15 protein-coding genes are annotated in these 15432 nt (G+C 39.8%); 8 read left to right on the forward strand and 7 right to left on the reverse strand.

Going from position 1 to position 15432, the window contains the following annotated elements; genetic code table 11:
• Window positions 1-80: 80 nt before the first annotated feature.
• Complete coding sequence (locus L659_RS0113930; protein WP_024589925.1) at window positions 81-1412, forward strand: IS4 family transposase; 1332 nt, start codon at window positions 81-83, stop codon at window positions 1410-1412.
• A gap of 63 nt (window positions 1413-1475) precedes the next feature.
• Here the strand turns inward: L659_RS0113930 and L659_RS0113935 are convergent, their stop codons facing one another.
• From L659_RS0113935 to L659_RS0113960, 6 genes are all read right to left on the reverse strand, one after another.
• Window positions 1476-2831, reverse strand: coding sequence for a sodium-dependent transporter (locus L659_RS0113935; RefSeq protein WP_024590953.1), 1356 nt, complete (start codon window positions 2829-2831; stop codon window positions 1476-1478).
• 204 nt (window positions 2832-3035) lie between these two features.
• Window positions 3036-4328 carry a sensor histidine kinase gene (locus L659_RS0113940; protein WP_007586613.1) on the reverse strand — a complete coding sequence of 431 codons (1293 nt, stop codon included), beginning with the start codon at window positions 4326-4328 and terminating at the stop codon, window positions 3036-3038.
• A gap of 19 nt (window positions 4329-4347) precedes the next feature.
• Window positions 4348-5052, reverse strand: a complete 705-nt coding sequence (locus tag L659_RS0113945) for a response regulator transcription factor (protein ID WP_024590954.1) — start codon at window positions 5050-5052, stop codon at window positions 4348-4350.
• 25 nt (window positions 5053-5077) lie between these two features.
• On the reverse strand, window positions 5078-5461 hold the full coding sequence (locus L659_RS0113950; RefSeq protein ID WP_007586617.1) for a DUF3019 domain-containing protein: 384 nt from the start codon (window positions 5459-5461) through the stop codon (window positions 5078-5080).
• Window positions 5451-6233 (reverse strand): MipA/OmpV family protein, encoded by a 783-nt coding sequence (locus tag L659_RS0113955; RefSeq protein WP_007586620.1) that lies wholly within the window; start codon window positions 6231-6233, stop codon window positions 5451-5453. The genes L659_RS0113950 and L659_RS0113955 overlap by 11 nt, the downstream gene beginning before the upstream one ends.
• Before the next feature lie 429 nt (window positions 6234-6662).
• On the reverse strand, window positions 6663-7466 hold the full coding sequence (locus L659_RS0113960) for a hypothetical protein (protein ID WP_024590956.1): 804 nt from the start codon (window positions 7464-7466) through the stop codon (window positions 6663-6665).
• Between the two features lie 112 nt (window positions 7467-7578).
• Between L659_RS0113960 and L659_RS0113965 the strand changes: the two genes are divergently transcribed.
• Together L659_RS0113965 and L659_RS0113970 are read left to right on the forward strand one after the other, a co-directional pair.
• Complete coding sequence (locus L659_RS0113965; RefSeq protein ID WP_024590957.1) at window positions 7579-8733, forward strand: serine hydrolase domain-containing protein; 1155 nt, start codon at window positions 7579-7581, stop codon at window positions 8731-8733.
• The gene (locus L659_RS0113970) at window positions 8730-9233 is read left to right on the forward strand and encodes a SixA phosphatase family protein (RefSeq protein WP_024590958.1); all 504 of its coding nucleotides are present in this window, start codon (window positions 8730-8732) and stop codon (window positions 9231-9233) included. Before L659_RS0113965 ends, L659_RS0113970 begins: the two co-directional genes overlap by 4 nt.
• Window positions 9234-9312: 79 nt before the next feature.
• On the opposite strand, the gene yhbY is transcribed toward L659_RS0113970, so the two are convergent.
• Window positions 9313-9609, reverse strand: coding sequence for a ribosome assembly RNA-binding protein YhbY (gene yhbY, locus L659_RS0113975; protein WP_002963153.1), 297 nt, complete (start codon window positions 9607-9609; stop codon window positions 9313-9315).
• Window positions 9610-9697: 88 nt separating this feature from the next.
• Here yhbY and rlmE point away from each other — a divergent pair, with 88 nt between their 5' ends.
• The 5 genes from rlmE to tpiA all read left to right on the forward strand — a co-directional run bounded on the left by rlmE (window position 9698) and on the right by tpiA (window position 15431).
• Window positions 9698-10327: a 23S rRNA (uridine(2552)-2'-O)-methyltransferase RlmE gene (gene rlmE, locus L659_RS0113980; RefSeq protein ID WP_007586629.1), complete on the forward strand. Its 630-nt coding sequence runs from the start codon at window positions 9698-9700 to the stop codon at window positions 10325-10327.
• Window positions 10328-10393: 66 nt separating this feature from the next.
• On the forward strand, window positions 10394-12337 hold the full coding sequence (gene ftsH / locus L659_RS0113985) for an ATP-dependent zinc metalloprotease FtsH (RefSeq protein WP_032827068.1): 1944 nt from the start codon (window positions 10394-10396) through the stop codon (window positions 12335-12337).
• A 78-nt stretch (window positions 12338-12415) separates the two neighbouring features.
• Window positions 12416-13264: a dihydropteroate synthase gene (folP, locus tag L659_RS0113990; RefSeq protein ID WP_024590959.1), complete on the forward strand. Its 849-nt coding sequence runs from the start codon at window positions 12416-12418 to the stop codon at window positions 13262-13264.
• Window positions 13261-14610, forward strand: a complete 1350-nt coding sequence (gene glmM, locus L659_RS0113995; protein ID WP_024590960.1) for a phosphoglucosamine mutase — start codon at window positions 13261-13263, stop codon at window positions 14608-14610. The genes folP and glmM overlap by 4 nt, the downstream gene beginning before the upstream one ends.
• Window positions 14611-14681: 71 nt before the next feature.
• Window positions 14682-15431 (forward strand): triose-phosphate isomerase, encoded by a 750-nt coding sequence (gene tpiA, locus L659_RS0114000; RefSeq protein ID WP_024590961.1) that lies wholly within the window; start codon window positions 14682-14684, stop codon window positions 15429-15431.
• Window position 15432 lies beyond the last annotated feature (1 nt).

Raw genomic sequence — 15432 nt, forward strand, 5'->3', positions numbered from 1 at the left:
TAATGCAGATCGTTTAAGCTAATTGAACGATCTTTCAAAGGGCTCATAATAGGCTACAACAGAAGTTGTGGCCTATTTTTATGTCTGAATTTATTAAAGAATTACACCTTACGACTGAGTTTTGCCAAGATCGTGATATTGATTCGTTCACTAAGCACATTCCCCTTGAGTGGATTGAAGAAGCTGTTACCCAAACAGGAAGAGCCTCTGTACGCAAACGACGCTTCCCCGCCGAACAAGCCGCTTGGCTTGTGTTAGGAATTGGTTTATTAAGAAACCGCTCAATATCTGAAGTCTGTGACAAACTAGAGCTCGCTTTTCCTGACGCTAAAGGAGAGCTTCCACCATTGGCGACCAGCAGTATTATAAAAGGGAAAGAAAAGCTAGGCGCAGCGCCTATGAAACACCTTTTTAAACATACAGCAACGCAGTGGGAGCAGTCGCAAACTTTTGATGACGTGTGTGGTTTAAAGCTGCTAAGCGTTGACGGTACACAATTTAAAACCCAAGATACGCCGAGTAACCGTCATTTTGGCTATGCTCAATCGACAACGAACTTCCCCTCAGTACTTGCTGTAACCTTGATGTCGACAAGAACGCATTTAATATCCGATGCAGCGTTTGGCCCCATTACTCAAAGTGAAATTCATTATGCTCAACAGCTTGTTGGCTCAGCACCTGAACATTCACTAACTCTATTTGATAGAGGTTTCTTTTCGGCTGAACTATTCACGAGCTGGCAAGGTGTTAGCGAAAATCATCATTGGCTTACGCCCATCAAAAGTAAAATGCGCTATGAAATAACGGAATCATTTAGCGATTACGACCACTTAATAACAATGCCTATTTCGCCACAAGCTAAAAAATCAGCCCCTTACCTAGGTGATACATGGCAAGCAAGGCTTATTCAAATTCCGACACCTAAAGGTGAAATAAAAGGATTCATCACCTCATGCGCCTGTCCAGAAAAGTACCCGCTGAAAGCGCTACTCGATGTTTATTGGCAACGATGGGAAATAGAGCGAGGATATGGTGAGCTCAAGCAATATCAATTATCTAATAAGCCAGCGCTACGGAGCTTGAAACAGGAAGGTATTTATCAAGAGCTCTGGGGTATTCTGACGTCATACAATATCGTGAGACTTGAAATGGCAGAGATGGCTAAAGCCCATAAAGTGGAGCCATTACGCATCAGTTTCATAAACGCATTATACCTAATACAAGACGAGTTTTTATGGTGCTCAGGTCGAAGCCCCGGGACAATCCCTAAAAAGCTAAAAGAACTACGTGAAAACGGTAAACGGCTAATATTACCGGAGAAAAGAAAGCGAAAAGCTTATCCGCGAACGGTGCTCGCAAAGACACAAAAATATCCAGTTAGGTATAAACGAAAAAACACCACTCGTTCTTAAACGAGTGGTGTTAACTAATGTGGGCTATTTTAATTTAAGACTATTTTAAGGTTAAGGTATTATTTAGCTCAAGAGTGAGTGTAAAAATACCATACCAATAGCAAGTGGACACACAAACTTGGTATACCAAGGCCATATTTTCCAAAACAATGTGTTATGGACCTCAGGATTACCTTCTTTAATTGCTTTAAGTAATGATCCTCTGTACCAAATCCAGCCTACAAATATACAACACATCAGGCCAAGCAAAGGTTGAGCTACTTTTGTAGTTAAAGTAATCACTAAGCCAAATAAGCTGCTAAGGTTACACACAATTATAATGCTAACGATAGCAATTAAAGCTCCAATCAACCAGGTTGCCTGAACGCGTTTCATCCCAAAGCGCTCTACAGTGTATGATACTGGCGCCTCTAACATTGAAATAGATGACGTTAAAGCGGCAATACTCATTAACGCAAAAAATGAAAAGCCCACAAATAAGCCAACTTCGCCCATTCCATCAAATAAAGCAGGGAGTACCTGAAATACTAACGTATCTTCAGAGAGTAATTTACCTGTTGAGGCCGAGAATATTTCAACGCCTTGAGCTTGCGCTACATACATAGCCGGAATAATCAGTAAACCCGCTACAAAGGCTATAAATACATCAATAAGGGTTACATAGGCACCTAAAGAAACAAGATTTTCTTTTTTGCTAATGTACGAGCCGTAAATAATCATTACGCTAGTACCTAGCGATAAAGAGAAAAAAGCTTGTCCTAGTGCGCTAACTAATAGTTTTGCGTCTAAAATAGACGAAAAATCAGGAACTAAGTAAGCCTTTAAACCTTCCATTGCGCCATCTTGGGTCATTACATAAGCAATAAGTGCAAATAAAATCCCCAAAAGAGCGGGCATTAAACGTTTTGACCATTTTTCAATACCGTTCTCAACGCCTCTACTGATAATAGCGACAGTTAGTACGATAAAGACGAGAGTGAATATAATGTTTCGGGTAAGTGATTGCTCACTTAGCCATGTCGATGCTGTGTCGGCACCGACAAGAGTAGCTATGGGTTCAGCTGTAGCGCTGAGCATCCAACCGGCAACAATCGCGTAAAAACTTAATATAAAGCCAGCACATAAAATACCGCCAAAACCAACGATAAAGGCAAAGTGTTTTTGCCATGGCTTATTAGATATTTTTTGAAGTGATGAAACCGCGTTTGCTTGGCCATGACGACCAATCATAAGTTCAGCCATTAAAGCGGGGTAGGCTAAAAAGAACGCAAGCACTAAGTATGCGACTAAAAATGCAGCACCGCCATTACTTGCTGTTTGTGTAGGGAATCCCCAAATATTGCCCAAACCAACGGCAGAACCCGCGGCGGCCATAATAAAACCAAAGCGAGAGCTGAACTCGCCTCTAACTGCGCTCATATTATTGTACTTCTCTATTGTGTGACGGCGGTGACAATCTACTGGAAATGTTAAAAAATAAAAAGTGCTTATTTGCTGATCTAGCACAATTTAATAAGTAAAGTGTGTGTTATAACCATCGATTTTAATTGTTGTTATCGAGTCGTTTAAAATAACGAGTTGATTTTGTTTAATAATTGTTAATTACAGTCTGTAACTATTGCTTTACGAATTATGATGCTGTGCAATAGTGAGAGTAAAACACGCACCACCTAGCTGGGTACTTTTACTTACTTTAACACTGCCATGATGCCAGTCGGCTACTTTTTCAACAATAGCTAGACCAAGGCCGTAACTTTTATCAGCTCTGTTACGGTGATCTTCTTCCCTAAAAAATGGGCTAAATACATTACTAAAATTTTCTCGAGCGATACCCGGGCCGTCATCTTCTACCGTTATTATAAGCTGTTGCTCGTGTAACTTTGCGCTTAAGTAAATATGTTGGCTTGCAAAATCACATGCGTTAGTTAATAAATTAGTAATTGCGCGAGCAAGCCAGTGAAGATCTGCATTTATTATTTTATCGGTACTATTGAGTTGTACGTTGAGCATTTGCATTTCAAGCTTAGGTGCAAGTTGCACTAAAATATCTTCAAGGTAGGACTTAATGTTTGTTGATGAATAGGTCAGCTTATTAGCATTTTGCTCTAAAGTAGCAAATGCTAAATAGCTACTAAGCATCGATTCCATATGGTCTAAATCATTTTCCATACGGGTTAAATACTGTTTTACTTTTTGCTCATCATGGCTATCTAATGCCGCATCTAAACCAAATCGCAGGCACGCGATAGGGGTGCGTATATCATGAGATAAACTTGAGGCCATTAGTTTATTTTCAGCGACAAGCTTCTCTATTTGGCTGGCCATGCGGTTAAAGGTAAGCTCTACGTCTTTTATGTAAGTAAAATGCGATACTTTTATTCGGGCTTGAACATTACCAGAGGCAAACTTTTTAGCGGCTTCATTTAACACGGTTAATCGTTTAGCTAAGGGCGCAATAATAAACCCCATAAATACACATAGGCCTGCGTAAAAGAGTAAGGTTAATATAATGTCGTTATGTTGCTCGCTATCAAAAATTTTATCTAAACGCATTGATAAGTGAAAAGGATTTAAAACAGCGCTGCTATAAAGCATATAAAAGCCTTGCTGATCTTCTAAAATCAGCCCACCCGGCGTATGCATTTGTAATAATAAAGAAGGCGGTAAAGCAAGTGATTCATTAGGTTTGTAATCAATTAAAACATCAAATTCTAGCGCCAGTTGTTTTACATAATCGCTGCGCTCAGATGTGGGTATGTTAGCTAATTGCTTGCTAAAACCCATAATCATTTTACTTTGCTGACTAAATTCATCCTGTGGGGTATGCGCTTGTTGACTAAAAGCATCAATAAGCCAGCCCAATACCACAATAGATAAAAGTGCACTGCCTAAAAGCGATATATAAAACTTTTTCATTTATTTATTCATCACTTTATTACCACGCAGTAGAAACAAGTAAATATCCACGGCCCCAAATAGTTTTAATTTTTTCAGGGTTTTGTGGATCATCATTAAACTTTTTACGAAGTGCAGAAATAAGTACATCAACACTTCTATCAAGCCCATCGTATTCTCTGCCTTTGGTTGCTTTAAATACAGCGTCACGCGAGACCACTTGGCCTGCATTGCTCGCAAGGTAATGAAGCAGTAAATACTCAGCACTTGATATGTTTACGTCTTGCTTGTTGAGTTTTACATTTCTAGATTCGGTATCAATACTAAGCGTACCAACATTAATAACACTCTCGTTAACGTGTGGGGTATTTGGCTCATTGTTTTGGCGAAGGGCTGCTTTTATACGCGCTAGCAATGCACGAGGGCGCACAGGTTTCATTATGTAGTCGCTTGCACCTACTTCTAGACCAATGACCTCATCCATTTCTTCATCGCGTGCGGTGAGCATTATGATGGGCGAATTATAAAAACTACGAAGTTCTCTACACACGCTTATACCATCTTGCCCTGGAAGCATAATATCAAGGAGCACGATATTTGGATTTAACGTTTTGACTTGGCTAATTACTTCGTCACCTCTGTGACAAACATGCGTTGTGTAGCCTTGCTCTGTTAAATATTCAGCAACCCATTGAGCAAGTGATACATCGTCTTCAACGAGTAAAATAGTGCCATAGTTATCCATGAAAATATCCTTAATGCGATTGGTATTAAAATAGTCGCCAGCGGCGCTTTTTTTGCCTGTTTTGATATACCCATTGAAGCTTTACTTCGGCAATACTAATTATTTTAGAGGTATTGCTGTCAAATAGTTCAAATGAAATACTTTGCTGTGAATCAAATGCATAATTAAAGGTACCGCTCTGTTGCTTGAGCCAACATTGCATTATGTACTTTGAGGTGGCGTCACGTAGGCAGTAATTACCAATGATAGGTTGCTCCCACGTTAGCGTTACGTCAGCATAGCAATTTCGCCCTTCGCGCAATGCAACGCAGGTGTCTGGAACTGCTATAAGTGCTTCAGGAGGTTCCTGCGCTTTAACAGTAAAAGTACTGGGGAAGATCAGTAATACACAGATCCATCTAAAATACATAACGTAGGCCTACCTTGGCTTTGTGTTGATATCCTTGGGAAATAATTGGACTGTCGTCAATCTCTTTTGAAAACCATGTGGTAAGCCAGCCGGATAAAAACACCCAATCTTGGCTTATTGGGTACTCAGCATGGAACTCAAAAATAATACTAGTACTGGCATTGCTGCTATAAACCGGGCGAAGGCTGGTGGCTTCATCGCTATCAATACCAAAGTAATAATTGGTAAAGTCAGCAGAGTAGGCGCTTAAACCAACACCAGATCTAAACTCCCAGTTTCGCCATGGTAAAATGTGACTAAAAAAGCTGTTTATAACCCAGCCATTGTGCGCGCCAGATACATCATGAAGGTATTCAAAAGAGAATTGAGAATTTTCAAATCGACGAGAAAGTCGAAGGCCGACGTCAAAGTCGTAATTACGTTTTTTTATACCTTGGAGTTCTTTTATAACACCATGGTTATAGAATCCGAGGCCTTTTTCGTCAAATCCAGCTTGAGTATTTGTGCCTAATATATCTAGGCCCCAATCAAATTTATCTATAAGACTGTAGCCTATTACAAGGCCGCCACTGAGTTGATTGTGATCGAAATCAAGGTAAAATTTATCGTAGGAAACAGCGAGACTTAAGTCGAGCTCAACGCCTTTATCGTAAGACTCAATGCCGACAAGGTAAGAATCTTCAATATAAAAGCCCGCACCAGCACTCCAATCCCACGCAAAGCCTTGGGTTGGCTCTAACGTATTATCTGCATAATAGCGGTTACTTGCCATACTCGACGTGCTAAAAATGCAGCAAAAAAGCAGTGTTATGCTCAGTAAAGTATGGTTAAGCAAAGCGTTTCTCATCCCTTAGGGCCTAATTATTATTTGTTATTAAGCGTAGTATATTGTTAATTCGTTCCTTTAATCTGTAAAAAAATGTAGTAAGTGTTAGGTCTGTTGAACTTTTAAGGTTAAATTTGCAGCAGTCTGTTTGGTATTTAGGTAAGGCAGAGCCTATGCAGTGTGGCTATTCCCCATAAATGGGCGATAACGTAGCATTAATGCCAAACAGGCGCTGCCCAAAGGGTTCTTCCTAGGGGCTATTTACTCTTTGTTGCTCGGTTTTGACTTAGCCCACTAGGTTACAAATCTCGCGCCGCGATTAAATAGCCCCTAGTTTGAACAAATTTTAATCCGTAAAGATCAACAGACCCTAATTTACTGAACTTTAATTTTATCGATTAATATACTACTCAAGTAAAACTGCATCATAGGTGTTAATGCACTTACTTCTGTTCTGTTACATGGACCGCTAAGTTTGGTAAGGCTAGATAGTTTTGACAACGTTTTGTACTGAGGGATTTGAATATCTTTGCCAAGTCTTTCAATACGGGCCACGTCAGTGTTTTGCTGATGAATAAAAGCGACAACCTCAAGCTCATTTGTGATTTTTTGCTCTTCAGTGAAATTGTAAATTAGTGGTTCACGATGAAAACTTGCGCTGTCGATTGAAGATTTAGCAAACCAAACAACATCACCCGATGACTTGTGCGTGAGACGCATACTAACTTGTGCAAATATTGCAGCGCACTGCTGTGTTGGGTATTGCTGGGCAACATTTGAATATAAAGTAAATGGCTTCTCTGGTTGCTTTATTGCGTACTTAGTATCGTCTGTGAAAGTTAAATCGAGTTGCTGAATAGTCAGTGTGTAGTCACTGTTATTTTTAGTTGTTACTTTTAGTTGTTTATCGTTCAGTGCTTGGCTAATTTGCGATAGAAGTTTGTCGGTTACGCTTGCCTTATCGGTAATGATTTTTACTGTTTGGTTTCTAACTACTTTATGTGCAGGAAGTTGAACCGATTTAACTTTTGGAGATGAGTGCTCTGTAGTGTACTCAAGTTGATAGGTCTGACTTTTTAATGTTGGCTTTAATGGCATAGCCAGTGGTTCGGCCGGTTGCTTTGTAATAGCACAACCAGTTGATAATAAAATAAAAAGTGACACAACTAAAAAACGCATAAGTACTAAACACTCGCTTAAAACCAAATAATCGTCGTATTGTACGTTAGTACAAACAAAACTTCATGATATTATCTGCGCAGATGTAGTTAAAAAGATAAATTTTATAAAAATGAAGTATCTCAACTCTTTATCGTATTGCCTATCTGCTTTGTGTTTGCTGTTTAGTTCTGTGGGTTTTGCAGCAAAAGCGGATCCTGATTGGGATGCATTTGTAAAAAAGTACGGCCGTTACGCACAAAAAAAATTAAAAAGTAAAGGTATACCCGGTGCAGCGCTTTCGATTGTAAATATAAACAACTCAGACTACATCCACACCATGGGCGTAACTAAATCACGAAATGGACAAAAAGTTAATAAGCATACTCGGTTTAGACTCGCGTCTGTTTCGAAGACATTTGCAGGCTCGTTATCAGCTAAATTGGCTGCTAACGGCCTACTGGAATTAGATAAGCCTGTTAGCGAATACATAACTGATTTTAAAGGGACTGTTTATCAAGATGATTTAAAGGTGTTTCATCTTTTGAGCCATTCAAGTGGATTAGTTCCTAATGCATACGACAATTTAATTGAATCTCGTATGGATTACCCAGGTATTGTTGAAAAGCTGCTTAGCGTCAAACCAATTTGCAAACCCGGCGAATGTTATGGCTATCAAAACGTTATGTTTAGTCTTATAGGCGATGTGATATTACAAAGCACCGATAAAAGTTACGGACAGTGGTTACGAGAAGCTATTTTTGAGCCATTAAAAATGAGTGATGCGAGCTTAGGTTTTGAACAAATGGTGCATGACAATAATTATGCTCTACCTCATGTGCGGGGTAAAAAGCGCTGGTATAGCGCTAAGCTTAAAAAAAATTATTATAAAGTGGGACCTGCAGCTGGTGTGAACGCTAGCGCAAGTGATATGGCTATTTGGTTAAGAGCGCAGCTGGGCCAATATCCTGATGTTTTGTCATTGGATACTCTAGCAAAACAAACACGCCCTTATACACATACAAAAAAAGAAATGCATCGCAGGGTGTGGAAAAAACACCTTAATGAAGCTTATTATGGGTTAGGTTGGCGCGTTTATAACTATGCTGATGAAACACTTTACTATCATAGTGGCTGGGTGCAAGGTTATAGAAGTGATGTGGTTGTATTTCCTCACTTAAATATTGGTTTTAGCTTAATAGTTAATGCTGAAACCGGCGTAATCAATGAGCTAACGACTGAATTTATCGACAGGCTATTAGAATACAAACGAGGTAAAAAAATATGAATAATAAAATAATATTAGCAATCACTTTTTTAGTCATGTCATTCAATTGTAGTTTAGTGTTTGCAGCACCTGATGAGATATATTTGTTTCGTCATAGCGAAAAGTTAACGGGTAAAAACCCAGCGCTCTCAGAGGTGGGAAACGCACGTGCAAATAATTTAGTTACTTTTTTCAAAGAGTATCAAAATATACATATTTTCAGCAGCAACTATAAACGCACGTTACAAACAGCGGCCCCTTTGCAGGCATATTTTAATACCGACGTAAATGTGTATAACGCAGGTGAGCTAAGTGATTTAAAAAATGAGTTACTAAAACTAAAAGGTGTAGTTGTTGTTATTGGGCACAGTAATACAACACCGCAACTAGCCGAGCTACTTTCGAATGAAAAAGTGCCAGCAATGAGTGAAACACAATTTACTCAGTACTTTATATTGAATAAGAAGCCCAGTAGTAATGGTAGTGAATATGATTTAACCCATCATAAAATGAGTTTTTGATTTAAAACGTTAAATAATAAAAAACCAGCATTAAGCTGGTTTTTCAATTTAAACGCACTAAATCCTTTAACAGGAATAATTAGTTACGAGGTAAATGTATTTTTTTCTCAACGCTTTGACGATAAAGCACAATAGTGTGACCTATCGTTTGTAGCTTAGTCGCACCAGTTTCACGTACGATTGCTTCAAAAATTAATGCTTTTGTTTCACGATCGTCAGTTGGAACTTTAACTTTGATTAATTCGTGAATTTCTAATGCACTTTGAATTTCTACTACTACGCCCTCGGTTAAACCGTTAGAACCTAGTAAAACTACAGGCTTAAGGCTATGTGCCTGACCTTTTAAAAACTGCTTTTGTTTGTTTGATAATGTCATGTTTATACAAATTTTGCTGAATATGGCTTGAATTAAGGGTATTCTAACGCCATCTAGAGAATATTACTAATTAGTTGCGTGTTAATTTATGACAAATAAAAAACAGTCAGCCAGTTCACAGCGATGGCTGAAAGAACATTTTGATGATAAATATGTTCAAGAAGCGCAAAAAAAAGGCTGGCGTTCCCGAGCGGTTTTTAAATTAGATGAAGTACAAAATAGAGATAAAATACTTCGTCCAGGTATGACAGTTGTTGATTTAGGGGCGGCTCCAGGAAGTTGGTCTCAATATTTGGCTGAAAAAGTAGGTGACAAAGGCCAAGTGATCGCGTGTGATATATTGCCGATGGATTCACTTGCGGGTGTTGACTTCTTACAAGGTGACTTTCGTGAGGAGGCTGTATTAAATGCGTTGTTAAAACGTATTGATGGTAAAAATGTTGATGTGGTACTCTCTGACATGGCACCAAATATGAGTGGCAATAACTCAGTAGATCAAGCGGGTAGTATGTATTTGGTAGAACTTGCGCTGGATATGTGTAGTCAAGTACTAAAGAAAAATGGCGCATTTATTGTTAAAGTTTTCCAAGGAGAAGGCTTTGATCAATACTTGCAAGATGTACGTAATAGTTTTAAAGCAGTGAAAATACGCAAACCTGATGCCTCACGTGCCCGTTCTCGGGAAGTATATATAGTAGCGACTGGATACAAACTGTAGTACAGTTGCTTGGCGTTTAGTTGAATTTAAATTAATTGGATACAAGAGGTTAACCCCTTGAGCGATATGGCGAAAAATTTAATACTATGGCTGGTGATTGCAGTTGTGCTGATGTCAGTCTTTCAGAGCTTTAATGGCGGCGAGCAAGTTGATCGTCAAACAAGTTACACTCAATTTGTAAAAGATGTTCGCAGTGGCTCTTTACAAGAAGTTATTATCGACCGCGGTACAGGAAATATTACTGGTACTAAGAGCAGTGGTGAGCGTTTTCAAACAACGATGCCAATGTACGATGAAGACTTAATAAATGATTTACTTAAAAATGATGTAAATGTGAAGGGTGTACAACCTGAAGAACAATCATTCTTAGCAAGTATATTTATTTCTTGGTTCCCGATGATACTGCTTATAGGTGTATGGATATTCTTCATGCGTCAAATGCAAGGCGGCGGCGGTAAAGGCGCTATGTCATTTGGTAAGAGTAAAGCTCGCTTAATGAGTGAAGATCAAATTAAAACAACGTTTGCTGATGTTGCAGGTTGTGATGAAGCGAAAGAAGATGTTACTGAGCTGGTAGACTTTTTGCGAGATCCTTCTAAGTTTCAAAAACTTGGCGGTAGTATTCCTAAAGGTGTACTAATGGTTGGTCCTCCAGGTACCGGTAAAACGTTACTTGCGAAGGCTGTTGCTGGTGAAGCTAAAGTGCCATTTTTTACAATTTCTGGTTCAGATTTTGTTGAAATGTTTGTGGGTGTTGGTGCGTCACGTGTACGAGACATGTTTGAGCAAGCTAAAAAAGCGGCGCCTTGTATTATCTTTATAGATGAGATTGACGCTGTTGGTCGTAAACGTGGTGCTGGTATGGGCGGCGGTAACGACGAACGTGAGCAAACACTTAACCAAATGCTAGTAGAAATGGATGGTTTTGGTGGTAACGAAGGTATTATCGTTATCGCAGCAACTAACCGACCAGATGTATTAGACCCTGCATTACTTCGTCCAGGTCGTTTTGACCGTCAAGTTGAAGTAGGTTTACCTGATATTCGTGGTCGTGAGCAAATACTTAAAGTACACATGCGTAAAGTGCCATTAGGCGATAACGTAGAAGCTGCTCTTATAGCACGTGGTACTCCAGGTTTCTCTGGCGCGGATTTAGCAAACTTAGTAAACGAAGCTGCACTTTATGCAGCGCGTGGTAATAAACGTGTTGTAAGTATGGCTGAATTTGACGCTGCTAAAGATAAAATCATGATGGGCGCAGAGCGCAAGACCATGGTGATGAGCGAGCAAGAAAAAGCAATGACAGCGTACCATGAAGCTGGCCATGCAATTGTTGGTCGTATGGTGCCAGAACATGATCCGGTTTATAAAGTATCTATTATTCCACGTGGCCGTGCGCTGGGTGTAACAATGTACTTGCCTGAACAAGATCGTGTTAGCCATTCAAAAGAGCTTTTAGAATCAATGATTTCTAGCCTTTATGGTGGCCGTATTGCTGAAGCGCTTATTTACGGCGCAGATAAAGTAACAACGGGTGCAAGTAATGACATTGAACGAGCTACAGATATAGCGCGTAAAATGGTTACACATTGGGGTTTAAGTGAAAAACTAGGTCCGTTACTTTACGCTGAAGATCAGAACGAAATGTATATGGGTGGTGGCGGTAGTCGTTCATCTAGCATGTCGGACGACACGGCAAAAGTAATTGATGCAGAGGTTCGATTACTTTCAGATCGTAACTATCAAAGAGCAGAAGAAATATTAAAAGAAAATATTGATATTCTTCACTCAATGAAAGATGCGTTAATGAAATACGAAACTATTGATGCAAAGCAAATTGATGATTTAATGGCACGCCAACCAGTACGTGAACCGCGTGATGCACATGACCGTCATGAAGCTAAACCGGTAAAAGCGGAAGAACCTCAAGAACCAGTTGCTGATGAAAGTCAAAAGACTGATGATTCATCAAAAAAAGATGAAACAAACCTTGATGACAAAGCTGAATAATCGTTAAAATAGTAATGAAAGCCCCGAACTTCGGGGCTTTTTTGTATCAGCTATTTAGAAAAAGAATAAAGGTTGGCAATGACTAACATATTAAAGCTTCCGAGAGGGCGTACGCTTAATCTTGAAAAGCCCGTTATTATGGGAATATTAAATGTAACGCCGGATTCATTTTCTGATGGTGGGCAGTTTTTAGATCCCAAAATAGCGCTAAAACGCGCAATGCAATTATTAGATGACGGTGCGACAATTTTAGATATAGGGGGAGAATCTACTCGCCCAGGCGCGCCAGATGTTAGCTTAGAAGATGAACTTGCTCGAGTAATCCCCGCTATTAAAGCGATACGTCAGCACAGTGATTGCGTTATTTCAATTGATACCAGTAAAGCACAGGTAATGGAACAAGCAATACTTGCAGGGGCAGATATAGTCAATGATGTTAGAGCTTTACAAGAAATAGACGCCTTAGAAACGGTTGCGCAGTATGAAGATGTAGCAATTTGTTTAATGCATATGCAAGGGCAGCCCCGGAGCATGCAATCGTCACCTCATTACGATAATTTGTTTGCTGATATAAGTATGTTTTTTAGTGAACGTATTAAAGCATGTGAAACAGCTGGGATTAAGTTTGAACGACTTATTCTAGACCCAGGTTTTGGATTTGGAAAAACGCTTAGTCATAACTATCAAATATTGGCTAAGTTTGACGATTTTAATAAATTAGGTTTGCCATTATTGGCCGGATTATCTCGTAAATCGATGATAGGTAATTTATTAAACAGAAATACAAATGAACGGTTAGCGGGCAGCTTAGCGGGTGCGTTAATCGCAACGCAAAATGGCGCAAAAATTATTCGTGTACATGACGTAAAAGAAACCGCAGATGTACTTGGTGTATATCAAGCCTGCGAACAAGGAATTTCACAATGAAAGAAAGAAAATATTTTGGCACCGATGGCGTGCGTGGACTTGTAGGCGCTGCTCCAATAAACCCTGAATTTGCAATGAAGCTAGGCTGGGCCGCTGGGCGTGTATTATCGCAAAGTGGTACTAAAAAAGTAATTATTGGTAAAGATACGCGTATTTCGGGCTACATGCTTGAAACCGCACTTGAGGCTGGTTTAATTGCTGCTGGTATTGATGTTGTATTATTGGGTCCTATGCCGACACCGGCCGTTGCTTATTTAGCGCAAACATTTCGTGCTGAGGCAGGTATTGTAATTAGTGCCTCACATAATCCGTATTACGATAACGGTATTAAGTTTTTCAATGGTCAAGGCTTAAAGCTTGATGATGCAGTAGAACTTGAAATTGAAGCGATGCTTGATGAGCAAATGACATGTGTTGCTTCAGATAAATTAGGCAAAGCATCGCGTTTAGTCAGTGCGGATGGCCGCTATATAGAGTTTTGTAAGAGCCAGTTCCCGCAAGGCCTGTCTTTAGAAGGTCTTAAAATTGTTGTCGATTGCGCAAATGGCGCAACTTATCATATTGCACCTTCTGTTATGCGTGAACTTGGCGCAGAAGTAATAACACATGCGTGTGAGCCTAACGGCGTTAATATCAACCATGAATGTGGCGCTACTCACGTAGATACCCTTAAACGTAAAGTGCTTGAATTTAAAGCCGACGTAGGTATTGCATACGATGGTGATGGTGATCGCGTGATGATGGTTGATCATAATGGCCGTGTTTTTGATGGTGATGATCTGGTTTATATTATTGCTTGCCAAGCAGCCCAAGATGATAATTTGGGTGGTGGTGTAGTTGGTACTGTTATGTCTAACATGGGTCTTGAAAACGCTTTAAAAGCAAAAGGTATCGAGTTTGCTCGCAGTAAAGTGGGTGATCGCTATGTTATGGAATTACTACAGCAAAAAGGCTGGAAAATTGGCGGTGAAAGCTCAGGCCATGTACTGAATCTAGACTTAATTAGCACGGGTGATGGTATTATTTCAAGCTTACAAGTACTTGCTGCTATGGTTGCACAAAATCGTACATTGCAAGACTTAGGCGCTGGTTTTACCAAGTATCCAATGAAGATGATTAACGTGCGTTATACAGCTGGAACTGACCCGACAAAAGCACCAGAAGTGCTTTCAGCTGTAGCAGAAGTAGAGCTTGCTTTAGGCGATAAAGGCCGTGTTTTACTGCGTAAGTCAGGCACTGAACCTGTGGTTCGTGTTATGGTTGAAGCCGAGCAAGAAAAGATTGTAATAGACAGCGCTCAAAAAATTGCAGCTGTTGTAGAATCTATGAGCAAACAAACTGATTAATAACAATAATCTCTTGTAACTTTGGGCGAGAAAAGTTAATATCTCGCCCGCTTTCTAATGTGGAGTGGATAATGGCAATACGCAAGGCGATGGTCGCAGGCAACTGGAAAATGAATGGCTCTTTAGAGTTAGTTAAACAAATGTCTGACGCTATTAACGATGTAAAATCACAAGAGATGGACATTGTTTTATTTCCTCCATTCCCACTTGTACCAGCAATGGTAGCTAGCGGTGTTTCTACAGGAGCTCAAACTGTTTCTGAAAATACACCTGGCGCATATACTGGTGAAGTTGATGCGCAGCTTATAAAAGATTTAGGTGCAACTTACGTACTCGTTGGTCATTCTGAACGCCGCAGTATTTATAACGAAAGTAATGCAACAGTCGCTGAAAAGTTTGCTAGAGCACAGCAAGTTGGGTTAACACCAATATTATGTGTAGGCGAGAGCGAAAGTGAGCAAGAAAACGGTCAAACCGAACAAGTAGTTGCTGCACAAATTGATGCAGTAATAGAGAAATTAGGTGTAGCAGCACTGAAAGATTCTGTGATAGCATACGAGCCCGTTTGGGCCATAGGCACAGGTAAGACTGCATCGCCAGAGCAGGCACAAACTGTTCATAAATTTATCCGTGACAAAATTGCATCACTTGATAGCAATTTAGCACAAGGGCTTACCATCTTATATGGTGGTAGCGTTAATGAAAAAAATAGCGAATTATTATTTGCACAAACAGATATAGATGGCGGCTTAATTGGCGGCGCAAGTCTAAAAGCAGAATCTTTTACTGCAATCTGTAACAGTGCAAAAGGGACTGTATAAG

The sequence above is a fragment of the Pseudoalteromonas sp. S8-8 genome, assembly GCF_000497875.1.
Taxonomy (GTDB): domain Bacteria; phylum Pseudomonadota; class Gammaproteobacteria; order Enterobacterales; family Alteromonadaceae; genus Pseudoalteromonas; species Pseudoalteromonas arctica.